Origin of the sequence: uncultured Rikenella sp. (assembly GCF_948810725.1) — a bacterium.
GTDB lineage: Bacteria > Bacteroidota > Bacteroidia > Bacteroidales > Rikenellaceae > Rikenella.
Genome location: NZ_CAQIVA010000004.1, coordinates 58,149 through 80,550 on the forward strand (window position 1 = coordinate 58,149; position 22,402 = coordinate 80,550).

24 protein-coding genes and 2 tRNA genes are annotated in these 22,402 nt (G+C 57.3%); 21 read left to right on the forward strand and 5 right to left on the reverse strand.

Annotated elements, in window-relative coordinates; translation table 11 throughout:
* The first annotated feature begins 4 nt into the window (after positions 1-4).
* The 5 genes from Q9S52_RS03190 (at position 5) to Q9S52_RS03210 (ending at position 4,027) form a co-directional block, all read left to right on the forward strand.
* On the forward strand, positions 5-550 hold the full coding sequence (locus tag Q9S52_RS03190) for a hypothetical protein (RefSeq protein WP_304708141.1): 546 nt from the start codon (positions 5-7) through the stop codon (positions 548-550).
* A 100-nt stretch (positions 551-650) separates the two neighbouring features.
* Positions 651-1,136, forward strand: a complete 486-nt coding sequence (locus tag Q9S52_RS03195; protein ID WP_304708142.1) for a hypothetical protein — start codon at positions 651-653, stop codon at positions 1,134-1,136.
* Between the two features lie 94 nt (positions 1,137-1,230).
* The gene (locus Q9S52_RS03200) at positions 1,231-1,713 is read left to right on the forward strand and encodes a hypothetical protein (RefSeq protein ID WP_304708143.1); all 483 of its coding nucleotides are present in this window, start codon (positions 1,231-1,233) and stop codon (positions 1,711-1,713) included.
* An 88-nt stretch (positions 1,714-1,801) separates the two neighbouring features.
* Positions 1,802-2,287: a hypothetical protein gene (locus tag Q9S52_RS03205; protein WP_300725754.1), complete on the forward strand. Its 486-nt coding sequence runs from the start codon at positions 1,802-1,804 to the stop codon at positions 2,285-2,287.
* A 99-nt stretch (positions 2,288-2,386) separates the two neighbouring features.
* A complete protein-coding gene (locus Q9S52_RS03210) occupies positions 2,387-4,027 on the forward strand; it encodes an O-antigen ligase (RefSeq protein WP_304708144.1) in 1,641 nt (546 codons plus the stop codon).
* Positions 4,028-4,146: 119 nt separating this feature from the next.
* On the opposite strand, the gene Q9S52_RS03215 is transcribed toward Q9S52_RS03210, so the two are convergent.
* The 3 genes from Q9S52_RS03215 to Q9S52_RS03225 are packed head-to-tail and all read right to left on the reverse strand — an operon-like array spanning position 4,147 to position 6,414.
* On the reverse strand, positions 4,147-4,362 hold the full coding sequence (locus Q9S52_RS03215; protein ID WP_297829319.1) for a hypothetical protein: 216 nt from the start codon (positions 4,360-4,362) through the stop codon (positions 4,147-4,149).
* Positions 4,359-4,826 carry a tRNA (adenosine(37)-N6)-threonylcarbamoyltransferase complex ATPase subunit type 1 TsaE gene (gene tsaE, locus Q9S52_RS03220; protein ID WP_294592540.1) on the reverse strand — a complete coding sequence of 156 codons (468 nt, stop codon included), beginning with the start codon at positions 4,824-4,826 and terminating at the stop codon, positions 4,359-4,361. The genes Q9S52_RS03215 and tsaE overlap by 4 nt, the downstream gene beginning before the upstream one ends.
* Positions 4,827-4,860: 34 nt before the next feature.
* Positions 4,861-6,414, reverse strand: a complete 1,554-nt coding sequence (locus tag Q9S52_RS03225) for a response regulator (protein ID WP_304708145.1) — start codon at positions 6,412-6,414, stop codon at positions 4,861-4,863.
* 12 nt (positions 6,415-6,426) lie between these two features.
* On the opposite strand from Q9S52_RS03225, the gene Q9S52_RS03230 reads away from it, so the two are divergent.
* The gene (locus tag Q9S52_RS03230; protein WP_300828931.1) at positions 6,427-6,672 is read left to right on the forward strand and encodes a hypothetical protein; all 246 of its coding nucleotides are present in this window, start codon (positions 6,427-6,429) and stop codon (positions 6,670-6,672) included.
* Positions 6,673-6,765: 93 nt separating this feature from the next.
* Here the strand turns inward: Q9S52_RS03230 and Q9S52_RS03235 are convergent, their stop codons facing one another.
* On the reverse strand, positions 6,766-7,902 hold the full coding sequence (locus Q9S52_RS03235; RefSeq protein WP_304708146.1) for an ABC transporter permease: 1,137 nt from the start codon (positions 7,900-7,902) through the stop codon (positions 6,766-6,768).
* A 135-nt stretch (positions 7,903-8,037) separates the two neighbouring features.
* Here Q9S52_RS03235 and Q9S52_RS03240 point away from each other — a divergent pair, with 135 nt between their 5' ends.
* The 7 genes from Q9S52_RS03240 (at position 8,038) to Q9S52_RS03270 (ending at position 15,621) form a co-directional block, all read left to right on the forward strand.
* Positions 8,038-8,202 (forward strand): hypothetical protein, encoded by a 165-nt coding sequence (locus tag Q9S52_RS03240; RefSeq protein ID WP_304708147.1) that lies wholly within the window; start codon positions 8,038-8,040, stop codon positions 8,200-8,202.
* Positions 8,203-8,831: 629 nt separating this feature from the next.
* Entirely contained in the window at positions 8,832-8,996 is a 165-nt protein-coding gene (locus Q9S52_RS03245; protein ID WP_304708148.1) for a hypothetical protein, read from the forward strand.
* 398 nt (positions 8,997-9,394) lie between these two features.
* Positions 9,395-11,383 carry an LTA synthase family protein gene (locus Q9S52_RS03250; protein ID WP_304708149.1) on the forward strand — a complete coding sequence of 663 codons (1,989 nt, stop codon included), beginning with the start codon at positions 9,395-9,397 and terminating at the stop codon, positions 11,381-11,383.
* A gap of 83 nt (positions 11,384-11,466) precedes the next feature.
* Positions 11,467-11,598, forward strand: coding sequence for a hypothetical protein (locus Q9S52_RS03255; RefSeq protein ID WP_294592519.1), 132 nt, complete (start codon positions 11,467-11,469; stop codon positions 11,596-11,598).
* 364 nt (positions 11,599-11,962) lie between these two features.
* Positions 11,963-13,561: an aspartate:alanine exchanger family transporter gene (locus Q9S52_RS03260; RefSeq protein ID WP_304708150.1), complete on the forward strand. Its 1,599-nt coding sequence runs from the start codon at positions 11,963-11,965 to the stop codon at positions 13,559-13,561.
* 23 nt (positions 13,562-13,584) lie between these two features.
* The gene (gene bioA / locus Q9S52_RS03265) at positions 13,585-14,919 is read left to right on the forward strand and encodes an adenosylmethionine--8-amino-7-oxononanoate transaminase (RefSeq protein WP_304708151.1); all 1,335 of its coding nucleotides are present in this window, start codon (positions 13,585-13,587) and stop codon (positions 14,917-14,919) included.
* Positions 14,920-14,934: 15 nt separating this feature from the next.
* On the forward strand, positions 14,935-15,621 hold the full coding sequence (locus Q9S52_RS03270) for a response regulator transcription factor (protein ID WP_297627962.1): 687 nt from the start codon (positions 14,935-14,937) through the stop codon (positions 15,619-15,621).
* A gap of 25 nt (positions 15,622-15,646) precedes the next feature.
* Here Q9S52_RS03270 and Q9S52_RS03275 read toward each other — a convergent pair whose 3' ends face one another.
* Positions 15,647-16,153: a 3'-5' exonuclease gene (locus tag Q9S52_RS03275; protein ID WP_297627964.1), complete on the reverse strand. Its 507-nt coding sequence runs from the start codon at positions 16,151-16,153 to the stop codon at positions 15,647-15,649.
* A 140-nt stretch (positions 16,154-16,293) separates the two neighbouring features.
* Between Q9S52_RS03275 and rnhA the strand changes: the two genes are divergently transcribed.
* The 8 genes from rnhA to Q9S52_RS03315 all read left to right on the forward strand — a co-directional run bounded on the left by rnhA (position 16,294) and on the right by Q9S52_RS03315 (position 22,037).
* Positions 16,294-16,791 (forward strand): ribonuclease HI, encoded by a 498-nt coding sequence (gene rnhA / locus Q9S52_RS03280; protein WP_294592530.1) that lies wholly within the window; start codon positions 16,294-16,296, stop codon positions 16,789-16,791.
* Positions 16,792-16,816: 25 nt separating this feature from the next.
* Positions 16,817-17,986 (forward strand): HAMP domain-containing sensor histidine kinase, encoded by a 1,170-nt coding sequence (locus Q9S52_RS03285; protein WP_300828932.1) that lies wholly within the window; start codon positions 16,817-16,819, stop codon positions 17,984-17,986.
* 1,340 nt (positions 17,987-19,326) lie between these two features.
* Positions 19,327-19,398: transfer RNA gene (locus tag Q9S52_RS03290), tRNA-Glu, on the forward strand.
* Between the two features lie 34 nt (positions 19,399-19,432).
* Positions 19,433-19,687, forward strand: a complete 255-nt coding sequence (gene rpsT / locus Q9S52_RS03295) for a 30S ribosomal protein S20 (protein ID WP_294594838.1) — start codon at positions 19,433-19,435, stop codon at positions 19,685-19,687.
* A 23-nt stretch (positions 19,688-19,710) separates the two neighbouring features.
* Positions 19,711-19,792: transfer RNA gene (locus Q9S52_RS03300), tRNA-Leu, on the forward strand.
* Positions 19,793-19,875: 83 nt separating this feature from the next.
* Positions 19,876-20,319 carry a nucleoside deaminase gene (locus Q9S52_RS03305; protein ID WP_294594836.1) on the forward strand — a complete coding sequence of 148 codons (444 nt, stop codon included), beginning with the start codon at positions 19,876-19,878 and terminating at the stop codon, positions 20,317-20,319.
* 132 nt (positions 20,320-20,451) lie between these two features.
* Positions 20,452-21,408 (forward strand): tetratricopeptide repeat protein, encoded by a 957-nt coding sequence (locus tag Q9S52_RS03310; RefSeq protein WP_304708152.1) that lies wholly within the window; start codon positions 20,452-20,454, stop codon positions 21,406-21,408.
* A 242-nt stretch (positions 21,409-21,650) separates the two neighbouring features.
* Positions 21,651-22,037 carry a hypothetical protein gene (locus tag Q9S52_RS03315; protein WP_304708153.1) on the forward strand — a complete coding sequence of 129 codons (387 nt, stop codon included), beginning with the start codon at positions 21,651-21,653 and terminating at the stop codon, positions 22,035-22,037.
* The last annotated feature ends 365 nt before the right edge of the window (positions 22,038-22,402 follow it).

Below are 22,402 nucleotides of genomic sequence, written 5' to 3' on the forward strand. Positions count from 1 at the left end.
AGTCATGAAACACAGGTACCTAATCATTTTTGTTTTTTCGTTTTTTGTTTTTTGTGTCGGGAGGGCGATGGGACAAGGAAAAGTCGTGATTTCGCATCCGTTATATCCGTTCTGTAAGTACGCCGGAGATACGGTAGCGTATCTGACGCAGAACTTCGACGGAGGCGCGGACGATCTTTTTTATGAACAGCCGCTTTCCAGATTCTTTAAAGCTTTGGATCCAAAAATGCCGATACGAACATTTGTTCCTCATTATGTTTCTTTGAGTCAGGGGCTTGGAATTGTTGCATTTTTTTGTTTCCCTTATACCCATGAGGAATTGCAGCGTTTTGCCGACGAGGGGAAGGTCATCGATGGGATCGGACTCACTTTTGATGAACTGTTAAGTAAAGATTATGAGTCGGAATTATACAACTACTTTTTAAGCTTGGGGGTTCAGCAGGTTCACTGTTGGACGCCGGAGATTGAACAAAAAATCGGTCATCTGACTTTTATCCAAGGATCGGTTCAAAAAGTAGATATTAAACGCTTTATGAAACCTCGCCCATAGTTTAAGTCGTTTCATTCACCTTTTCCCCGGCACGGTTCGCAGTGAAACCCGGATCCATCTCTTGTGCGAACTGTGCCGGGGATTTTTGTATCTTCGGGTTATGAAACGATTGATTTTGCTGTTGTTATCGATGTTTATGATAACAGCAGTCCAGGCTCAGCAACAAGTAACGTTGTCTGAATGCGGTGGCGATACGGTGCTCTATCTGCGGAAAACGTTCGACGACCGCAAAGCGGAGTTTATCGGACAGCCGTTCTCTAAAGTATTGGATGAGTGGGAATCGCAATTGCCTGTAGGATTTCTTGTTTTCGGCAATACGGGTATGTGGCCCGCAAAAGAAGAAGATAAGTATTTGGTTCAATCTGTGAGTATATATTATAACACAGAAATCGAAACTAATTTAAAAGGGATGCGGCATGAACCGTATTATGGGGTTAAGATTTCTTTTATCCCACCTTATTTACATAAGGTTAGAGAATTCTGGAGGTTGCAAGAAGAGGAAGAATTACAGTTAGGCCCTCAGCTTTATGAAAAGTTGAAGGACTATATTGTTAAAGACATTTATATGTTTGAGTTAAGACAGTGATAAAAAAGTAAGCACTTTCCCCGGCACGGTTCGTAGTGAAATCCGGATCCATCTCTTGTGCGAACTGTGCCGGGGGTTTTTGTATTTTCGGATTATGAAACGATTGATTTTGCTGTTGTTATCGTTATTTGCGGTAACAACGATTCAAGCTCAACACAAAGTAACCTTGGCCGAATGCGGCGGAGATACGGTGCTTTATTTGCGCAAGGCATTCGACGACCGTAAAGCGGAATTTATCGGGCAGCCGTTCTCGAAAGTGATGGATGAATGGAAGTCACAACTGCCTGTCGGACGACTTCTTTTCGGTGATACCGGGATTTGGCCGACCAAAGAGGAAGAAAAAAATTTGGTTAACAGTATTGATATATATTTCAATACGGAAGAAGAGGTCAATTTAAAAGGGATGCGGAATGAACCGTATTATGGAGTAGGAATTTCTTTCACTCCGCCTTTTCTGCATAAAACCAAAGAATTTTGGCAATTACAAGAAGCGGAAAATTCACAGTTAGGCCCTCAACTTTATGAAAAGTTGAAAGATTATATTGTTCAGAATATTTCTACGTTTGAGTTGAAATAGTTTTAAGTATTTCCCCGGCACGGTTCGTAGTGAAATCCGGATCCATCTCTTGTGCGAACCGTGCCGGGGATTTTTGTATCTTCGGATTATGAAACGATTGATTTTGCTGTTGTTGTCGATATTCGCGATAACAGCCGTTCAAGCTCAGCAAAATGTAACGTTGGCCGAATGCGGTGGCGATACGGTGCTCTATTTGCGAAAAACGTTCGATGATCGCAAAGCAGAGTTTATCGGCCAACCGTTTTCTAAAGTAATGGATGAATGGACATCGCAAATGACGGTTAATCAATTGACCTTTAAGGATACAGGTATTTGGCCGACAAAAGAAGAAGAGAAATTGTTAGTAAGAGGGGTAAGTCTATATTTAGATACGGAAGATGAGTTTGATCTAAAAGGCCTGCGTCATGAGCCTTGTTATGGAATTTCCGTAGTATTTGCTTCTCCATATTTCCAAAAAGCAGATAGTTTGAGACGGTTACGAGATTCGGAGGGTACTGCTTTAGGATCTAAACTTTACGAACAATTAAAAAACTACATCGTCAAAGACATTTATATGTTTGAGTTAAGACAGTGATAAAAAAGTAAGCACTTTCCCCGGCACGGTTCGTAGTGAAATCCGGATCCATCTCTTGTGCGAACTGTGCCGGGGATTTTTGTATCTTCGGATATTCTTATGATTCACGGTTCACACATCTCTGCCGCATGGCAAATCTTGTTCGGTGTGCTGCTCGTCTGTTGGCCGCTGCTCGACACCGGTGCGAGCGGGGCTGTTACGTCGGAGCGGATTCTGCTGACCGGTGTTGCGCTGGGGCTCCTCGCGACGGCTGTGCTGACCGCGGCTTGTACCGGGGCGCGCTGGCGGTGGAGCGGGGTCGACGGGGGAGTCGGGCTTTGTGGCGGATGGTTTATTTTGCATGTGGCGTTCGTAGGGCCCGGCGAGACTGATCCCTATCCGGTGTTGATCGGTCTGGCAGGCCTTGCGGCTTATGGCTTTTGCCGGGTGGCGGGAACGGCAGGATTGCTGCCGGCGATATTCGTCTCCGGAGTTGTCCAAAGCGGGATTGCATTCGCTCAGTGTGCCGGGCTGGTTGTTTCGAGACACTCGTATTACGGGCTGACCGGGTCGTTCCCCAATCCGGGCCCGCTTGGCGGATGGCTGTGTGTCGCGATGCTTGCGGCGATGGTGCTGGTGGAGCAGTTCGGGCGTGAGGGGCGGAAGATACGAACGTTACTTTTCGGGATCGGCGGACTGCCGATCGGCATCGTTCTGTTTCTGACGGATTCCCGGGCGGCGTGGGTCGGTTTTGCGGTGGCTCTTTTTTCGATGCTGTTCACTCGGAGATTCCGATACAAAAAAACGGTTCTCGGGGCATTGACGGCCATTTTTGTACTGGGGTTCTTTGCTTTGTACCGCTATAAAAAAGAGTCGGCGGATGGACGGCTTCTGATTTGGCGTGTGTCGGCGGATGTGATTTCGAAAAAACCGGGTATCGGTCATGGAGTCGGCACTTTCCCGGAACGTTACATGTTTGCGCAGGCGGACTATTTTGCCCGGAATCCCGAGTCGCGTTTCGTTGCGGTGGCCGACCAGGTGAGTGTGCCGTTCAACGAATGGATCGGCATCGTCTGTGAGCAGGGAGCGGTCGGAGGGGTGTTGGCATTATTGCTCGTCGGAGCGGCGCTGTGTGGCCGTGCTACCGAATCGCAAAGGCAGGGGAGGGTCTTGCTGGTGGGCTTGGGGGTATTCAGCCTGTTTTCTTATCCGCTGACTTTTCCGGCATTCGGGTTGCTATTGGGGGCGATATTGGCCCGGTGTGCGAACCGTCCGGCCGTATCGGGGAGGCGGGTCGCTTTGCGGGTGGCGTTGCCGGTCGCATTATCGGTGGCGATTGGCGGAGGAATTGCCTTGTCTGCGATCGATCGAGTCGGCAGAACGGACAGAAGTCGTTATGTCTGTTTGCAAGAGGTTTCGGCCCGGATGCGCGACTTTTCGCCGTCCGACTTGCCGTGGCTCGATCGACAGGCTCAACGATTGCCGATCGCGGCATTCTATACGGATTTGGGGGATCGGTGGTTGGCTGCCGACAGTGTCAAACGTGCCAAACATTATTATCGTCAGGCGGCTCGTATGATTCCGGGCCGCTTACGTCCGTACGACGGTCTTTTCCGGGCCTGTCTGCGGATGGGGCAAGTGGACTCGGCAATGATGATGGTCCGAAAAATCGTGACTATGCCTGTGAAAGTCGGCAATACGGCGACGATTCGTATACGTCGCTCAGCGGCCGAATGGCTCGAAGAACAACGGGAGGAGTAAGAGAAGCAGGCGATTTTGAGGCTGCCGGTCGTGTAGGGTAGATCCGGTGGGCTTGGGGTAGAGGCTGCCCGGTTATTTAGGGTAGACACGGCCCTTTGCCCACCGCGGGCCCGCGGCGTTTATTCCGAGAGGCAACGCAACTGAAAACCGTAAGTACGGCCGTTTGTGTTGCTGGGGTAGAGATACTGTGCGCTGAACGCCAAATACTGCACTGTAATGTCATCTGTCCTTGGCGCAGACGACCAGCTATAGCCGTTGAAGCCGACATATCTTGCTATGCCTTCATAATTCGCATCATATCCGCGGAAGCCCGGGGCGGGGTTTCTGCGAATCACTCGAACACCAGCTCGCGCGTCTCTTCGTCCATCGCCGTCAAACGGATCCGCATCGCCTCTTCAGGCAATAACTCCTCGATTTTTTCCGGCCACTCTACCAGACAGAGGTCGCCGCTGAAAAAATATTCCTCGTAGCCGAAATCGTAGGCCTCTTCCACCGACCGAATCCGGTAGAAATCGAAATGATAGACCGTCTCCTCTTTCGCCGCTTCCTCACCCGCCGGAGGAGTCGCGTGGTACGAGTTTACGATCGCGAACGACGGACTCGTCACCTCCTGAACGTCCACTCCCCGCTGGCGGCAAATCTCCTTGATCAGCGTCGTCTTGCCGGCTCCCATCGCGCCGTAAAAGGCGATGATCGTCGCTCCCCGCGCGGCCGCTTCGGCCAGTACGGCTTCCGCCGCTTCCGGCAAGTCCGACAAACCTTTGATCGTAATCGTCTGTGTGGTGGGATTGCGTTTCATGGGCGCAAGATACGATTTTCGGGGTGAAAAACGGTTATTTCGGGTTCAGAACGATGTAGGGCACCAGCATCTCTTCCATCGAAATCCCGCCGTGCTGGAAAGTGTTTTTGTAGTACCGCACGTGCTGGTTGAAGTTGTTCGGGTAGACCAGAAAGTCGTGGTCGTAGGCGAAAATATAGGTCGACGTGAGGTTCGATTTGGGCAGGTGGGCCTCCTCGGGCCGCGTAATGGCGAAGACTTGTTTGGCGTCGTAATTGAGGTTCCGGCCGCTCTTGTAACGCAGGTTCGGCGAGGTTTCGCGGTCGCCGATCACCTTCACCGGATTATCCACACGAATAGTCCCGTGGTCGGAGGTGATGACGATGGTGTGTCCGCGCTCGGAGAGCTGTTTCATGATTTCCCACAGGTCGGAGTGCTCGAACCACGACCGGGTGAGCGACCGGAAAGCGACCTCTTCTTCGGCCAGTTCGCGGATGATTTCGCTTTCGGTGCGGGCGTGGGAGAGGATGTCGAGGAAGTTGTAGACGACTACCGAGAGGTCTGCGGTCGAGAGCCGGTCGATGTTTTCGAGCAGTTTTTTCCCCTGTTCCGGCCGGACGAGTTTGTCGAAACTCATCCGGTAGGGTTTCCCGAGCTGCTGGAGCTGGCGCCGGAGGAACTCCTCTTCGTAGCGGTTTTTGCCTCCCTCCTGGTTGTCGTTGAGCCAGAGGTCGGGCATCAGTTTCGAGATGGCGAGCGGGGTCAGCCCTGCGAACAGGGCGTTCCGGGCATATTGCGTTGCTGTGGGCAGGATGGCGCAGTAGAACTCTTCGCCGGCGATGTCGAAATAGTTGTGCAGCAGGGGGCGGATCATCAGCCACTGGTCGTACCGGAAGTTGTCGATCAGCAGGAAGGTGGTCTTTTTCGACTTGTCGACCACGGGGAAGAGTTTCTGGCGCAACAGGGTGTGCGACAGCACGGGCCGTTCGGGGTCGTTGTCGTCGAACCAGCCGAGATAGTTGTCGCGCACGAAGCGGGCGTAGAGGTCGTTGGCCTCTTTGAACTGGTAGGAGAGGATTTCGCGGACGCTGCTGTCGTTGGATTCCGAGAGTTCGATGTCCCACTGGACGAGGCGGCGGTAGATGTCGGTCCATTCGCCGAAGGTGCGGGCGCCGGACAGGGCGACGGAAATTTTGCCGAAGTCGGAACGGTAGTCGGCGGTGCTTTTTTCGGAAACGAGTTGCTGCTGGTGGACGTTTTTCTTGATCGACAGGAGCACTTGGTTCGGATTGACGGGCTTGATGAGGTAGTCAGCGATTTTCGAGCCGACGGCCTTGTCCATGATGTTCTCTTCTTCGGATTTGGTGACCATCACGACGGGGGGCGTGGGGGCGTGTTCCTTGATCCGGGGGAGGGTTTCGAGTCCGGTCATCCCGGGCATCATTTCGTCGAGGATGATGAGGTCGAATGGCTTTTGCTGCACCATCTCGACGGCGTCGTAGCCGTTGTTGCTGGTTTCGACTTCGTATCCTTTGTTCTGCAAAAACAGGAGGTGGGGTTTCAGGAGTTCGATCTCGTCGTCCACCCACAGAATCCGTACGTTGGTCATATCTTTCTTTTTTTGCAGGGTTTTGTTCTATTCGGTCGGGCGGGTGAAATATTCGGTTGCGCCGCCCCGGGCTTCCGCGATGCGGGCTACTACGGACGATTGGGCACTCTGATGAGTGTCGGTCTGGACGGGTACAGTTGGTCGTCGGCGGTCAGCGGGACTAACGGCGTGTTCTTGTATTTCGATGCGCAGCACTTTAATCCCAGCCATGTGGGCTTTCACGGTCATGGTTTTCAGTTACGTTGCCTCTCGGAATAAACGGGGACGCTCGGCACTCGAACCGGGCAGCCTCTACCCTCGCTCTTTTTTGGACGCTGGATGTAATTTGCTTAAAACCAACTAATGAGTATATTACCGGCTGAACTTCCGGAAGGTGGTTACAGCCGCAACGCCCATCACCCCGGCGAATATCCCCAACATCACCCAATGACTCTTCAGAGCCGACGCCGGACTCCCTTTCACCAGAATCATCTTAATCGCCGAAATAATATGCGCCACCGGATTCAACTGATCCGCCCGCTGCGCCCACTCCGGCATGCTTTCCACCGGCGTGAACAAACCGCTCATCAGGATAAGCACCGTCATCAGGAAAAAACTCAGAAAAATCGACTGCACCTGCGTTTGCGACACGTTCGACACCACAAACCCCAAGAAGAGCAACCCGACCAAATAGAGCGTGATAATACCATACAAAACCCCAAAGTTCCCCGCCACCGAGATGCCGTAAACCAACCGAGCCAGCACCAATCCGATGGTAAACTGCACCAACCCGATAATAAAAAACGGCACCGTTTTGGCCAGCGCATACTGCGTCCGGCTCATCGGCGTGACATTGAGTTGTTCGATCGTGCCGCGCTCCTTCTCCTTCACCGCATTGAGCGCCATCATCGACATGCCGACGACCGTCACCAACAAAGCCAGAATCCCCGGCACGATCACCGTTTTATAATCGAACTTCGGATTATACCACTCCTGCACCGAGACTCCGATTTGCGCAGCTCCCGCCTCACCCCGCCCTTCGGAGCGTTCCGGAATCAACCGTTCCGCTGCCAGCCGACGTTCGAAATCGCTGACGATCGTATTGACATATCCCGCCGCCACCCCTGCGCTCAACCCATTGATCGCCGAGATATGCACCGCCAATTCCGTACCGCGTTCCAACACGATATTCCGTTCGAAATCGGTCGGAATCTCGACGATCATATCCACCTCGCCCCGCTCGATCATCCTCACCGCCTCGGCCCACGCCGCCGCCGAGGCCGACAGGATAAAGTACCCTCCGGCCTGCAATTCGGTCAGCATCAGCCTGCTGAACTGCGTATTGTCGCGGTCGATCGCGGCCATTCGGAAGTCCCGGATCTCGTTGTCTGCCGCCAACGGTAAAACCAGCAGCTGTACCACGGGCAACAACAGAACTGACCGCCAGATAAATTTATCGCGGAATATCTGCAAAAACTCTTTTTTCAGCAGGATCAGAAACTTATACATCGGTCTGTCCGGTTTTATTCGCCCACCGGCTTCCGTACAAAAATAGCATACTTTTCTGAAACGCGCGCTCCTGCCGGGTTTCGGAAGGCCGACCGCCCCGCCCCGGGTTACCGCGACTTCGGTCGCGCGGGCTGGGTGGGCATAGCAAGGAGCCTCGGCAACCACGGGTACAGTTGGTCGTGTACGCCGGTGACGGGCGACGTCACGGTGCGGTATTTGGGCTTCGCCACGCAGAACCTCACCCCCAGCTATGCGCACTATCGCGGCCACGGTTTTCAGTTGCGTTGCCTCTCGGAATAAACGCCGCGGGCCCGCGGTGGGCAAAGGGCCGTGTCTACCTTAAATAACCGGGCAGCCTCTACCCTACTTTAATTTGACTTTGCGGACGGGCGCCCGGGAGGTACGGCAACTCTCGACGCGAGAGCGGCGTGTTGCGGGCCTCCCGGTGGGAGGCGTCCGGCCCGCGCGACCCTAAAGGGTCGCAAGAGCAACAACCTATTCACCGCCAAAATCTTTCATATGCGGTCTGTCGCCCACCCCCCGAAACCGCTACGCGGCTTCGAGCGACAAGGCCGGCGGTTCGAAGAACCGCGCTACTCGCTCGCAGCCCAAAGCACAGCCAAGAGCACAGCCCAAAGCACTGCCCCGTGTCCGCCTCACTGCGGCTCCGCTTTCGCTCCGCCGCTTTTTGCGCGCCTGGGGAAATCTTGTCAAAACGCACAAGTGCATTTTGACGATTTCCCTCCTAAGGCGTGGCGCGCGGCTTTGGCTACAGGAGGGTACTGCGCTCGGGCCGCGCAGGCCCCACGTCCCGTGGACGGGAAAAACTACGTTTTGCTGCGGCAGCCTCTACCCCAAGACAGCCTCTACCCCCGTTCTTTGTCCGCGCGCTGGCGGAAATCTTATTCAAACGCAAATCATGCGTTTGAATGATTTCCTACTCCAGCGGTCGCGCGCGGGTGAGCTTTGACCCGCCTGAAACTGTTCTCTTTGTGAACAAAAGGAACCGGAAAACCGACGCTGCCTGCGAGGGCAATGCAAACGTAGTTTGCAAATTGCCGAGCGGCGAGGAGGACGGCGAAGCCAAACTTTAGACGGATGCTGACGCATCCTCAAGCTGCCGGCGACCCTAACCAATGCGGCAGCCTCGCCCTCCCTTTCCCCATGCCGAACGGCACGTTTCCCCCAAACCCCGAAAAAAAGTATCTTTGTCGTCACACAAAAACAACAAAAACCGAAGGAAACCGTAACGCACACCGCGTTCACAACCCAAAGAAACAAAAACCACACATACCATCAGAAAATAGCAGCCTCAGGTTCCGCACTTGAAAACTAAGAGACTTCAACGGCCGCGGGAACAGAGAGCCACTTGCTTGTATTGTATCCATACACACAATACGGCATGAGGGCTTCTGTCCGCGGCCGGGTTTCTCTTAGTCCCTCAAGTGCAGGCAGTCGTCCCTCATGCTTTTCTTCCAAAAAAGCACGACCCATGATAAACGAACGACTGCGCCCCTGGCTGCACAACACCCTCACCGTACTCCTCTGGCGGCTGGGAATCGTCTACCTCCTGCTCTTCATGCTGCGGGCGATCTTCTACCTCTTCAACACCGACACCCTCGGCCCGCTTACCTGGGGCGAAATCCCCGCCCTGCTGCGAGGCGGACTGCTCTTCGACACCGCCTGCCTCTGCTACGTCTACTGCCTTTTCGTCTTCCTGTCCCTGCTGCCCATACCGGGACGGAGCGGGAAAGGCTACCAGCGAATGCTCTTCAGCCTGTGGATCGGCGTCGGATCGATCGTCGTGCTGCTCAACCTCGCCGACACCGTCTATTTCCACTACGCCAAGAAACGATTCACCGTCGACGAATTCCACTTCACCGGCAACGACAACACCGGCCATATCCTCTGGAAAGCCCTCGGCGAAAACTGGTACCTGCTCCTGATCGGCATCGCGCTGGTATGGGGGATGATCCTTCTCTATCGTCTCGTGCGGCCCGCACCGAGGCGGCTGAGACCCATGTGGCTCTTCGTCGTCGTCAACACCGTGCTGGCGCTCGGCTCAGTGGTGCTGCTCGTCGGCGGCATGCGCGGCGGGCTGGAACACGGCATCCGACCCATCGCCATGAGCCACGCCGCCCAGTTCGCCCGCTCTCCGGCCAAAGCCTCGGCCGTGCTCACCAACCCGTTCTGCATCCTCCGCACCATCACCAACCGGAAGCTCTCCTACGTCAAATACTTCGCCGACCCGGCCGAACTGGCCGCCCGCTTCTCGCCCTACCACTATCCGGCGGCCGACAGCCTGCGCCACGACCGGTTCGGCAGCCAGCGCGGAAAGAACATCGTCATCTTCATCCTCGAGAGCTTCAGTTACGAGCACTCCGCCTACCTGAACCCGCACCTGTACCGCGAAGGCGAGAGCTACACCCCGTTCCTCGACTCGCTGATGCAGGAGGGCTACCTCTTCCGCCGCGCCCACGCCAACGGACGCAAATCGATCGACGCTCTGCCGTCGATCCTGAGCTCCATTCCCTCGTTCAAAACCCCGTTCGTCATCACCCCTTACTCGTTGGGCGAGACCCACGGACTGGCCCGTCACTTGGGCGATGAGGGCTACTCGACCTGGTTTTTCAACGGTTCGGAGTACAAATCGATGGGATTCGTGGCCTATGCCATGCTGTCGGGAGTGCGCAACACCCGCACCCGCGAGAACTACGAAGCCACGGTCGGGACGGAAGACGACGACGGCTATTGGGGAATCTGGGACGGCCCGTTCCTGCGCTACATGGCGCGCGAGTTGGACAGCGTGCCGAAACCTTTCTTTGCCACGGTCTTCACCCTCTCGTCCCACCATCCGTTCGTCGTTCCGGCAGGATACGAAGAGATTCTGCCGAAGGGGCACACCAAGGTACAGCAGCCGGTGGCCTATACCGACCATTCGCTGCGCGGCTTCTTCGAATACGCCCGCCGACAGCCGTGGTTCGAGAACACGCTCTTCGTCTTCACGGCCGACCACATATCGAGCGAGGTTTACGACCCGCTCACGAAGACGCCGACCGGCGACTCGCACATCATCTTCTTCCTCTACACGCCGGACGGCTCGCTGCGGGGCGACGACCGCCACATCGCGCAGCAGATCGACCTGATGCCGACGCTGCTGGGGCTGACGGGGTACGACAAACCGTTCTTCGCCTACGGACAGGACATGTTCGAGATTCGGGCCGATTCGGCCCGGACGGCCCGCGATGCGTTTGCGATCAACCACGTCGACGGAACCTTTCAATGGATCACGGACTCGGCGGCGATGTTTTTCGATGAGCACGAGGTGATTCATCTGTTCGACCTGCTGAACGATCCGTCGGAGGAGCGCGACCTGATCCGGGAGGGCGTCCGTCCGGATTCGGCTCAGCTGGATCGGCTGAAGGGTTTCCTACAGACCTACTACGAGCATCTGGAACGGAGCGACTTCGTCGTTCGCTGACAGCCAGAGAGCCCGGAGTGCTACCCGCCCCGGGCTTCCGCTTGTTTGATCTGCTTCCAGGTGGTTTGTGGGCCATAGGCAATATGGGATGCGTTTGGGCTTCTTCGACCACGGGAGGCAATAGTAATTACTTAAGTTACAGCATGAACCATGCTAATGGTCGAGACGCGAACTGCCGCGCCTACGGTTTTCAGTTGCGTTGCCTCTCGGAATAAACGGGGGCGAGCCCACGGTGGGCAAGGGACTGGAACAACCCTGAGTAATTGACCACCCAACCCTGCATTTAAGTTGCATCCCTGCGGTTTGAAGAACCGCCCGGGCCGGAGCCACCCTAAGCGTAGGCCTGCAACGTCGCGGGGCTCGTTTCCGGCCACGCTGGCTCCGACCCGCACCCGATTCAACCAAAATCTTCGCCCCGAGCTTGGTTCGCGCGCCTGTCCTACAGGAGGGTACGGCCATCAGACCGGGCAGGCCCCGCGTACCCGCGGCGGGCAATGGACAGCCATAATCAAAACCTACTCCTCCAATCCGGGCCATCCCGCTAAAATCCCTATCTTTGTCGCAAAATACCCATTCCGCATGGCCCATTCGTTACTCAGCTCTCCTATTTTCGTCCTCTTCGTCATCATCGCCCTCGGCTTCATCGTCGGACGCATCGACATCAAAGGGATCACCCTGGACGTCTCGGCCGTTATCTTCGTCGCCCTGCTCTTCGGCCACTTCGGCGTCGTCGTGCCCGCCGAACTCGGAAACTTCGGGATGACCCTCTTCATCTTCGCCATCGGGATACAGGCCGGCCCCGGATTCTTCAGCACCTTCAAGAGCAAAGGAAAGAGCCTCGCCGGACTCGCCGCACTGCTTATTCTGACCGCCACCCTCACCACCCTCGCCGTAACGTACATCTGCGGGCTGAACGCCGCCGACACCGCAGGGCTGCTGGCCGGCGCGCTGACCAGCACCCCGGGGCTCGCCACCGCCCGGGAGATGGCCGGCGACAACGCCGCCATCTCCTACGGGATCGCCTATCCGTTCGGCGTGATCGGCGTGATTCTCTTCGTCAAACTCCTGCCGCGGATCCTGAAAATCGACGTCCGACAAGAGGAACGCGCCCTCGAAGCCGACCGCCGCGAACTCAACCCCGACATCGTGGCCCGGGCCTACCGCGTGACCAATCCGCTGATCGTCGGACGGCGGTTGCAGGACATCCAACTGCGGCTGCACACCGGCGCCGTGATCTCGCGCATCGTGCGCGGCGAAGAGTCCATCCTGCCCCACGCAGCGACCGTTCTTCAGGAAGGCGACCTGATCAAAGTGGTCGGGACACCGGTGTCGCACGACAAAACCGCGGAATTCGTCGGCGAACGGATCGAAGGCGAACTCCCGTTCGGCAAGAACGTCGAATTGCAGACCGGACTGGTCACCGCCCGGTCGATCGTCAACCGCACCCTCGGGAGCCTCAATCTGCAACAGAACTTCGGCTGCATCGTGACCCGCATCCGGCGCGCCGGCATCGACCTCTCGCCCGAGCCGTCGCTCGCCTTGAAATTCGGCGACAAACTCACCCTCGTGGGACGGAAAGACAGCATGGAAGAGGTCTTGAGCTTCATCGGCAACGAAGGGAAACGCGTCTCGGACACCGATTTCCTGCCGATCGCCCTCGGGATTGCATTAGGAGTGATCGTCGGCAAGATCTCCCTCTCGTTTTCAAACAGCTTTACCTTCTCGTTCGGCCTGACCGGCGGCGTACTGCTCACCGCACTCGTACTCAGCGCCATCGGGAAGACCGGGCCGGTGCTGTGGACGATGTCCGGCCCGGCCAACCAGCTTTTGCGGCAGTTGGGACTGCTCCTGTTCCTCGCCAACGTCGGCACCTCGGCCGGCGTCGGACTCGTCGACACGTTCCGGACGAGCGGATGGTCGCTCTTCATCGGCGGCTTTTTCATCACCCTGCTGCCCATGATCGTGACCGTGACCGTAGCCCGCTACTTCTTCCGGATCAATATCTTAGACCTGCTGGGGACACTGACCGGCGGGATGACCAGCACCCCGGGGCTGGCGGCGGCCGACTCCATGTCCGACAGCAGCGCGGTCAGCGTGGCTTACGCCACGGTCTATCCGGTGGCCATGGTGCTGCTCATCATCTGCATCCAGATCGTCTCGATGATCGTCGGCGGATAGTCCCTTTTTCAGAAATCCCCGCTATGATGAACCCTCATCCGTCCGACACGCACGACCCGATCCGGTGGGATCGGGAACACCTGTGGCACCCTTACACCTCGGCCGTCGCGCCGTTGCCAGTCTACGGCGTCCGGCGCTGCGAGGGGGTGCGGATCGAGTTGGAAGACGGACGGCGACTCATCGACGGCATGTCGTCGTGGTGGTGCGCCGTGCACGGCTACAACCACCCGCGGCTGAACGCCGCCGTCGAGCGGCAGCTGGCGGAGATGTCCCACGTGATGTTCGGCGGCCTGACTCATCGACCGGCGGTGGAGCTGGGACAGAAGCTGTTGACGATGGTTCCGGGCTCGAAACTGAGCGACGACGACCCGCAAAACCCGGAATTCGTCTTTTTCGCCGACTCGGGATCGGTGGCCGTCGAGGTGGCGATGAAGATGGCCCTGCAATGGCAACAGGCGCAGGGACACCTTCAGAAACGGGAGTTCATCACCATCCGCGGAGGCTATCACGGCGACACGTGGCACGCGATGAGCGTCTGTGACCCGGAGGGCGGGATGCACGCCTTGTGGCAGGGGCGGCTGGCCGTACAGCACTTCGTTCCGCGGCCCCCTGTCGCCTTTCACGAGGCATGGAATCCGGAGGCGTTGCAACCGGTGCGCGAGGCATTCGAACAGCTGGGCGACCGGCTCGCGGGTTTTATCCTGGAGCCGGTGGTGCAGGGGGCCGGCGGCATGTGGTTCTACCATCCGGAATACCTGCGCGGCGTGGCGCAATTGTGTCGGGAGTACGGCGTATTGCTGGTGGCGGACGAGATCGCCACCGGCTTCGGACGCACCGGACGCCTGTTCGCCTGCGAGTGGGCGGGAGTCGTGCCGGACATTCTCTGCGTCGGGAAGGCGCTCACCGGGGGATACATGACGATGGCGGCCGTCGTGGCGACGGCGCGGGTAGCGCGGGGAATCGACGGGCCGTTCATGCACGGGCCGACCTTTATGGGGAACCCGCTGGCCTGTGCCGTGGCCAACGAATCGCTGGCGATGCTCGCGGAGATGAACCTGCCGGAGCGCATCGGAGGGATCGAGGCGATATTGACCGAAGAGCTGGCGCCACTGCGGGAACTGATACCGGCGGGAGCGGTGCGGGATGTGCGGGTGCTAGGGGCGATCGGCGTGGTCGAGATGGTCCGACCGGTCGAGATGGCCCGTATTCAGGCCGCGTTCGTACAGGAAGGAATTTGGATCCGGCCCTTCGGCCGGCTGATCTACACCATGCCGCCTTACGTGATCGACGAGGCGGACTTACGCGCGTTATGCCGTGCCCTGGTGCGGGTGGTGCGGGCCGAAGCGGCATGCCGATAACGAGGGATTCGCACGATGAAAGAAGAAAAATACACCATCCTGCAAGTAGACGACCACGCCCTGTTCCGCAACGGGTTGAAACTGCTGCTCAATTCCCATCCGCGGTTCCGCGTGGTGGGCGAGGCGGCCACCGGGCGCGAGATGCTCGGGTGGCTGGAACAGGCGGAACGGCTGCCGGACGTCGTGCTGCTTGACATCGCGATGCCCGACATGAACGGCATCGAGGCGGCGGCCGAAGCACTGAGGCGCTGGCCCGAGCTGCGGATCATCACCCTCTCGATGTACGGCGAGGAGGACTACTACTTCAAGATGGTTTCGCAGGGGGTCAAAGGGTTTCTGCTCAAGAATTCGGATATTACGGAGGTCTACGCTGCGATCGAAGCGGTGCTGGAGGGCGGGTCGTACTTTTCGCAGGAGCTGCTGTTCAACTTGGTGAGCAATCTGCGCTCCTCGTCGGAGACCGAAGCCGAAGAGCTGCCGGAGGCGGAGGAGACGACCGACGAAGCCGCTCTCTCGGTGCGGGAGAAGGAGATTCTGCTGCTGATCTGCAAAGGGATGACCAACTACGAGATCGCCGACACGCTCTTCATCTCGAAACGGACGGTGGACAAGCACCGGGCCAACATTCTCGAAAAAACCAACTGTAAAAACACAGCGAACCTGGTCGTCTACGCCATCAAGAACGGGCTGGTCGAAATTTGACCGGACACCTCCGTTCTGTCGAACGTTACAGAATCCGCATCGCGATCCGGGCGCACCCCTCGGCATCGGCCAGCGCCTGGTGGTGATCTTCGAACGGAATCCCCAGCCACGCACAAACCGTCGGCAAACGGTGATTCCCGATCTCCGCCTTCGGGAACAGCCTCCGCGCAGCCCGCAACGTGCAGTAGAACCGGTATTCCGCCGGATAATCCATCTCATAAGCCTCGTAAGCCGCCCGCAACGCCCGCTCGTCGAAAGCGGCGTTGTGGGCCACCAGCGGCAACCGCCCGATCAGCGGCGCGACCTCGGCGTTCCAGACCTCCGGAAAGAGCGGCGCATCGTCCGTGTCCTCTGCGCAAATGCCGTGTATCTGCTCGGTGAAGAAGCGATAATAGTAGTTCGGCGTGGGCCGGATCAGCCGGTGCAGCCGTTCGACGATCTCGCCGCCGCGCACGACGACCAATCCGACCGAGCAGATGCTCGACGGGCGGCCGTTGGCGGTCTCGAAGTCTATGGCGGCGAAATCTTTCATCCGGTCATCGTTCCGGTTTCTCTCCCGGCACATTTCTCTCCCGACAAAGATAGTGAAGAGTCCCGGCTCCCCGTACAAAAATCCTCCGGCAGCCGGGGTGTGCCGCTGCGTCCGAAAAAATTTTATCTTTGCGAATACAGATGAACAACCGTGTGACGATATATACCGACGGCTCCTCGCTCGGCAATCCGGGCCCCGGAGGATACGGCGTCGTACTGCTGTCCGGCCCCCACCGGCGCGAAATCTCGGCCGGTTACCGGCTCACCACCAACAACCGCATGGAGCTCCTGGCCGTCATCACCGGCCTCGAAGCCCTGAAACGAGACGGACTCGACGTGACTGTCTATTCCGACTCCAAATACGTGGTGGACGCGGTTCAGAAAGGGTGGATTTACAGCTGGATGCGCAAAGGGTTCGCCGGAAAGAAAAATCCCGACCTGTGGCGCCGCTTCCTGCGCGTTTTCGGACGGCACAACGTCCGGTTCATCTGGATCAAAGGCCACGCCGACAACATCGAAAACGAGCGGTGCGACCTGCTCGCCACCACCGCGGCCCGCGGCGAGACGCTGCTCGAAGATGTCGGCTACACGACCGAAGCCTCGGTGCCGGCTCTCGGCGAGACGACCTTTTCCGCATAACCTTCCTCATATCCCCTCCGCCCCCATGCGCAGATTCACCATCGGATATCGCGGCAAACTGCTCTTCATCGTGCTCGGATGCGCGATCGGCGTCGCCTCGCTCGTCTATTCGAACTACCTCGTGGGGCAGCTGCGCGACAAAGAGCGGCACGAAATCCACCTCTGGTCGTTCGCCGTGGGCGAGAGCGTCAAAGCCGCCTCCAACGGCGCGAGGGCTCAAGCGGCGATTCTGAACCGCATCATCAATTTTTCGGAAGACATACCGGTCATCGTCTGCGACGACCACCTGCGGGTACTCCGCTACCGGCTGATCGACCCGGCCGTGATGGCCGACCCCGATCGATTGGCCGACAAACTCGAGAGCATGCGTTCCGGCGGCCGCGACCCGATCGAGATACCGACGGCACAGGGCACCATCATACGCGTCTTCTACGACGAATCGCCGCTCCTGAAGGCCCTGCAATACTTTCCGTGGGTGCAGCTCAGCATTTTCGCGGTTTTCATCGGCTTCGCTTTCATCGCTTTCCGTTCGTCGAAACTCAGCGAGCAGAACCGGGTCTGGATCGGGATGGCCAAGGAGACGGCTCACCAGCTGGGCACACCGACCAGTTCGCTGCTCGGCTGGCTGGAGTACCTCCGGAGCCAGGAGAACGTGGAACCGTTCGTCGTGGACGAGATGAGCAAAGACCTGATGCGGCTGCTCAAAGTGGTGGATCGTTTTTCGAAGATCGGCGCGACGACGAATCTCGCACCGCGCAACATCTACGAGTTGGTTGCGGCGGCGGTAGCCTATTTTCAGACCCGGATTCCGAAAAACGTGACGCTCAACTTCGCTCCGTGCACCGCTGAGCCGATTCAGGGGATGGCGAACGACGCGCTTTTCGGCTGGGTGGTCGAGAATCTGTTGAAAAACGCGCTCGACGCGCTTCAGGGCAGGGGCTCGATCACGGTACAGTTATCGGTGCGGGACGACCGGTGGATCTGCATCGACATCCGTGATACGGGGAAAGGGATGCCGAAAGCGAATTTCAAACGCATCTTCCGACCGGGTTTCACGACCAAGACGCGCGGCTGGGGTCTGGGTCTCTCGCTGAGCAAGCGGATTATCGAGGAGTACCATCATGGCCGCATTTTTGTAGTAGATTCGGAGCCGGATAAAGGCACGACGATGCGGATCATGATCCGGAAGCTGTAACCATTTGAATCGCCCCGACGCGCAGACAAACTGAGTCCTGCGGAGCCTGAGGCGTAGCGTAGCTATCTAAAAGTTTTTGGTGCCGCTTTTTTCAAAAAGCGGCAGTTCCAGGCGGCTTAAAGCTTGACAAGTCGCCCGCCCGCCTGAAAAGGGATTTCACTCGTTTTGCGGGAGCAAAATCGAGATGAAATCCCAGCGGGCGACGAGAAAAAGCCGCGCGCCACGCCTTGAGAGGGAAATCGTCAAAATGCGCTTGCGTGTTTTGACAAGATTTCCCAAGGCGCGCGAAAACGTGGCGGAGCGACAGCGGAGCCGCAGTGAGGCGGACACGGGGCGGAGAACTGGGGCGAGCTTTGGGCCGTGCCTGTTCTTCAGGCGCGAAAACCGATTACGGTTTTCGCGCCGCGCTGGGCCGGGCATGGGGGATGAGATTTAGGCTGTGGATTGGGCTGAACTGTTGGCCGAGCTTTGGTCTTTACTTTAGGGCCGAGAGCGAATAGCTAAGTCCCCGTGTCAACGGTCGGCCCGCAGCCTCCGGATGCGGAGGGGACGCACAGCGTCTTTTACTGGCCGCCTCAGCCTAATATTCGTTCTTCGCTGGCTACGGTCGAAAACGAACTTCGCAGAATGGGACCGGTGAATAGGCTTTGCTTCTGCGGTCCTTCGAACCTGACGAACTGGGGGTAATGAATGAAGCGTTGCTCTTGCGACCTTTAGGTCGCCGGCCTCGTCGTCCAGCGGCTTTGCCGCTCGGGGGATGGGCGCTAGGCCGAACTTGGCCGATTTGGGCGGTGCTGGTGGCGGAGTTCTTGCGAACCAACGGGTCGCGGGCCGAAGCCTCCCCGGCGTAGGGCCGCAATCTCGCGAAGCTCGTTGTGCCCACGCTGGCTCCGGCCACCCCAATGGGATCACATGTAGCGGCACCTACTATTAGGGTAACTCCAACCATTGCCCACCGCGGGCCCACACCTCCGTATTATTCCGAGAGGCAACACAACTGAAAACCGTAGGCACGGTTGCTCGCATGGCAGGGAATGAGCCACGGTATGTGGAAATTCAAATTCATGCCATCGGCATTGCTGACCGTCGCAGACTAGCTGTAACCGTCGCGGCCAACGTACATCAGATTGCCCAACCCCCCAAAATTCTCCCCGTCGCGGAAGCCCGGGGTCGGCTTTTCAGGTCGTCAAGTCGTGCACGACCACAGAGCCAAACGAGATCTTATGCTCTAAACATCAAAAAATTTGGCGGAATCGAAAAAAGCATTTACCTTTGCAATCCGCAATCGGCCTTATGCAGACCTCATAACGTCTCATATCGGTCGCTTGGCGCAGGCCTGAGGCCCTTTCGTCTATCGGTTAGGACACAAGATTTTCATTCTTGGAAGAGGGGTTCGATTCCCCTAGGGGCTACGACGAAATAAAAACATAGCGATTTTTAAACATAATGGCAAATCACAAGTCATCTCAGAAACGGATTCGGCAGACCGAAACGCGGCGGTTGCATAATCGTTACTACCACAAGACCGCGCGGAACGCGGTGAAAGCGTTGCGGAATACGACCGACAAAGCTGCTGCTGAGGCGCTGTTGCCGAAAGTGGTGGCGATGCTCGATAAATTGGCGAAACGGAATATTATCCATGCCAATAAAGCGGCTAATCTGAAGAGCGCGCTTCAGCTGAAAGTGAACGCATTGGCGTAGTTTTCGGCGCGCTTCTCTACAATGCCCGGATGGCGGAATTGGTAGACGCGTTGGTCTCAAACACCAATGGAGCGATCCGTGCCGGTTCGATCCCGGCTCCGGGTACGAAATCCCTTGTCAATCGAATGATTGGCAAGGGATTTCTGCTATGATACAGGGTTCTCTTTGCAAAACTTTACGAACCTTCGATGAATCACGAAACCTATATGCGGATGGCCCTGGCAGAGGCCCGCGAAGCCTTGCGCCGGGAAGAGGTGCCGATCGGTGCAGTGGTCGTTGCTCGCGACCGCGTCATCGCTCGGGCGCACAACCTGACCGAAACGCTGAACGACGTTACCGCCCATGCCGAGATGCAAGCCCTGACGGCTGCGGCAGCTGCGTTGGGGGGGAAATATCTGGATCGTTGCACCCTCTATGTGACAGTCGAACCTTGTCCCATGTGTGCCGCGGCGCTGCGTTGGGCCCAGCTCGGGGCGCTCGTCTACGGCGCGGCCGATCCGAAACGGGGCTATACGACCGTTTCCGAGACCTTATTACATCCGAAAACCGAGGTGACGACGGATATTTTGGGAGACGAATGCGCCGGGTTAATGACCGATTTTTTCGCACGGTTGCGGGCTCGAAACCTTTGACCCGCTTTGCGGCATGGAGCGGAAAATGGTTTCTGCATTTTGAAAATTCCGAAAAAATCGCTAAACTTGTCCTTGTCGCGCTCTTCGCGGGCGACGTTCGAGACGACATATTAACCTAAACATACCGTAAAAATGAAACGAATCAAAATGTGGAGCGCCGTGCTCGTGGCTGCGACGATGATCGGCAGCGTGGCGGCGCAGAGTGTCGAAGAGGTGGGCCTCAAGATGAAAGAGGCGGGCGAATTGTTGAATAACAAACAGCTCGTTCAGGCGATTCCGGTGCTCGAAGAGGTGATCCGGATGGGGCAAGAGGTGGGGGCCGATGCGGCGGATATTGTGGCCGAGGCGCAGAAGGTGTTGCCGGCTTGTTATCAGCAGAAGGGGAGCAACCTCTACAAAGCGAAGGATATGGAGGGGGCGATCGCTGCTTTCTCCAAAGCGGCGGATCTGGCCGAATTGCAAGGCAATGTGATGATGAGCCGGCAGTTGGGACGTGCGATTTCGCAGCTCTATATGGCGCAGGGGATCGCCAGCTTCAATACGAAGGATTATACCAAAGCGCTCGAAAGTTTCCAGAAAGGGGTGGCGCAGGATCCGAGTAACATCCAGTTGGCTTATTATACGGCCAAATCGTATGCCGAGCTGGGCAAGTTGGAGGAGGCGGTAGCGCTCTACCGGCAGGTGATTGCGGCAGGGGCCGAGAACAGCAAATTCGCGGAGCAGGCTAAAGGGGCTCAGGCGGATTTGAACAACTACCTGTTGGTGGCGGCTTCGGAAGCGGCCAAAGCGGGTGATATCGAGAAGGTGCAGGCTTATGCGGCGATGATTCCGGAGAATGCCGATGCCGGTCTGTTGCTGATCCAAACGGCCAATAACCTCAAGAAATACGACATCGTGGTGGCGAACGGCGCAGAAGCTTATGCGGCTCAGCAGAATGAGGCGCAGAAAGCGAATATCGCCTATTTGTTGGGGGTTGCTTACCAGAATCGAGGGAATAACGCCAAGGCGATCGAATGGCTGAAGAAGGTGACTGCCGGAGGGAATGTGGCGGCAGCCAAAGCTTTGGCGAGCGAATTGGCGGCGCAGTAGGTTGTAGCGGTACTTTTGTGCGAAGTTTTGTGGGACGATATTCCATTCGGAATATCGTCCTTTGTTTTTGTTGCGGTTCGGGGTAGCTCCGCAGCGCGAAAAAAAGATTGGGCCGGGGCTGCCTTGGGGTAGAGGCTGCCCACTCCGAGTGCCGGAAGGCACCGCCCGCCCGGCGTAAGGGCAGTACCCTCCTGTAGGACAGATGCGCGCCGCCGCCAAAAGAGGGAAATCGTCAAAATGCGTTGACGCGTTTTGACAAGATTTCCCAAGGCGTGCGAAAAGAGAACAATGCGCAAATACTGTCGCCCGCCCGCTTAAAAGGGGATTTCGCTCGTTTTGCGGTGAGCAAAATCGAAATGAAATCCCAGCGGGCGACGAGAAAAAGACGCGCGCCACGCCCAAAGGAGCAATTCAGCTATTTCGGCGTGAGCCGAATATGGATGAATCGCGCAGGCGCGCGGACAACGAACTTCGCGCAAACCTCCGTCGCCCGCCCGCGTAAAGAGGGATTTCACTCATTTTGCGAGAGCAAAATCGAGATGAAATCCCAGCGGGCGACGGAAATGCGGCGGAGCGACAGCGGAGCCGCAGTGAGGCCGACACGGGGCGGAGAACTGGGTGAGCTTTAGGCCGAGAGCGAATAGCTAATTCTCCGTGTCAACGGTCGGCCCGCATCCCCCGGATGCGGAGGGGACGCACAGCGTCTTTTATTAGCCGCCTCAGCCTTAATATTCGTTCTCCGCTGACTGCGGCCGAAAACATTTGCTTCTGCGACCCTTGAGGGTCGCGCGGGCCTCCGCGGCGGGAGGCTCCGTTCTTCGAACCGCAGGCTTCAACTCAAATAGAGTAGCGGCTGCCGGTTACTTGGAGTAGCTTTGGGGTAGACACAGCCAGTAAAAACACCCTGTGGGTGCGAGAGGCACCGCAACTGAAGACCGTGGCCACGGTAGTGCGCGTTGCTGGTGTAGAGGTATGCCACGCCGAAATTCAAGTC

What these genes read in the sequence shown, in the direction of transcription:
- Q9S52_RS03270 (WP_297627962.1), top strand. Translation starts at nt 14,935, where the DNA reads ATGAAAGAAGAAAAATACACCATCCTGCAAGTAGACGACCACGCCCTG.
- Q9S52_RS03310 (WP_304708152.1), top strand. Translation starts at nt 20,452, where the DNA reads ATGAAACGAATCAAAATGTGGAGCGCCGTGCTCGTGGCTGCGACGATG.
- Q9S52_RS03205 (WP_300725754.1), top strand. Translation starts at nt 1,802, where the DNA reads ATGAAACGATTGATTTTGCTGTTGTTGTCGATATTCGCGATAACAGCC.
- Q9S52_RS03250 (WP_304708149.1), top strand. Translation starts at nt 9,395, where the DNA reads ATGATAAACGAACGACTGCGCCCCTGGCTGCACAACACCCTCACCGTA.
- Q9S52_RS03285 (WP_300828932.1), top strand. Translation starts at nt 16,817, where the DNA reads ATGCGCAGATTCACCATCGGATATCGCGGCAAACTGCTCTTCATCGTG.
- Q9S52_RS03235 (WP_304708146.1), bottom strand. Translation starts at nt 7,902, where the DNA reads ATGTATAAGTTTCTGATCCTGCTGAAAAAAGAGTTTTTGCAGATATTC.
- Q9S52_RS03245 (WP_304708148.1), top strand. Translation starts at nt 8,832, where the DNA reads ATGATTTCCTACTCCAGCGGTCGCGCGCGGGTGAGCTTTGACCCGCCT.
- Q9S52_RS03275 (WP_297627964.1), bottom strand. Translation starts at nt 16,153, where the DNA reads ATGAAAGATTTCGCCGCCATAGACTTCGAGACCGCCAACGGCCGCCCG.
- Q9S52_RS03190 (WP_304708141.1), top strand. Translation starts at nt 5, where the DNA reads ATGAAACACAGGTACCTAATCATTTTTGTTTTTTCGTTTTTTGTTTTT.
- rpsT (WP_294594838.1), top strand. Translation starts at nt 19,433, where the DNA reads ATGGCAAATCACAAGTCATCTCAGAAACGGATTCGGCAGACCGAAACG.
- rnhA (WP_294592530.1), top strand. Translation starts at nt 16,294, where the DNA reads ATGAACAACCGTGTGACGATATATACCGACGGCTCCTCGCTCGGCAAT.
- bioA (WP_304708151.1), top strand. Translation starts at nt 13,585, where the DNA reads ATGATGAACCCTCATCCGTCCGACACGCACGACCCGATCCGGTGGGAT.
- Q9S52_RS03225 (WP_304708145.1), bottom strand. Translation starts at nt 6,414, where the DNA reads ATGACCAACGTACGGATTCTGTGGGTGGACGACGAGATCGAACTCCTG.
- Q9S52_RS03305 (WP_294594836.1), top strand. Translation starts at nt 19,876, where the DNA reads ATGAATCACGAAACCTATATGCGGATGGCCCTGGCAGAGGCCCGCGAA.
- Q9S52_RS03260 (WP_304708150.1), top strand. Translation starts at nt 11,963, where the DNA reads ATGGCCCATTCGTTACTCAGCTCTCCTATTTTCGTCCTCTTCGTCATC.
- Q9S52_RS03210 (WP_304708144.1), top strand. Translation starts at nt 2,387, where the DNA reads ATGATTCACGGTTCACACATCTCTGCCGCATGGCAAATCTTGTTCGGT.
- Q9S52_RS03255 (WP_294592519.1), top strand. Translation starts at nt 11,467, where the DNA reads ATGGGATGCGTTTGGGCTTCTTCGACCACGGGAGGCAATAGTAATTAC.
- Q9S52_RS03195 (WP_304708142.1), top strand. Translation starts at nt 651, where the DNA reads ATGAAACGATTGATTTTGCTGTTGTTATCGATGTTTATGATAACAGCA.
- Q9S52_RS03200 (WP_304708143.1), top strand. Translation starts at nt 1,231, where the DNA reads ATGAAACGATTGATTTTGCTGTTGTTATCGTTATTTGCGGTAACAACG.
- tsaE (WP_294592540.1), bottom strand. Translation starts at nt 4,826, where the DNA reads ATGAAACGCAATCCCACCACACAGACGATTACGATCAAAGGTTTGTCG.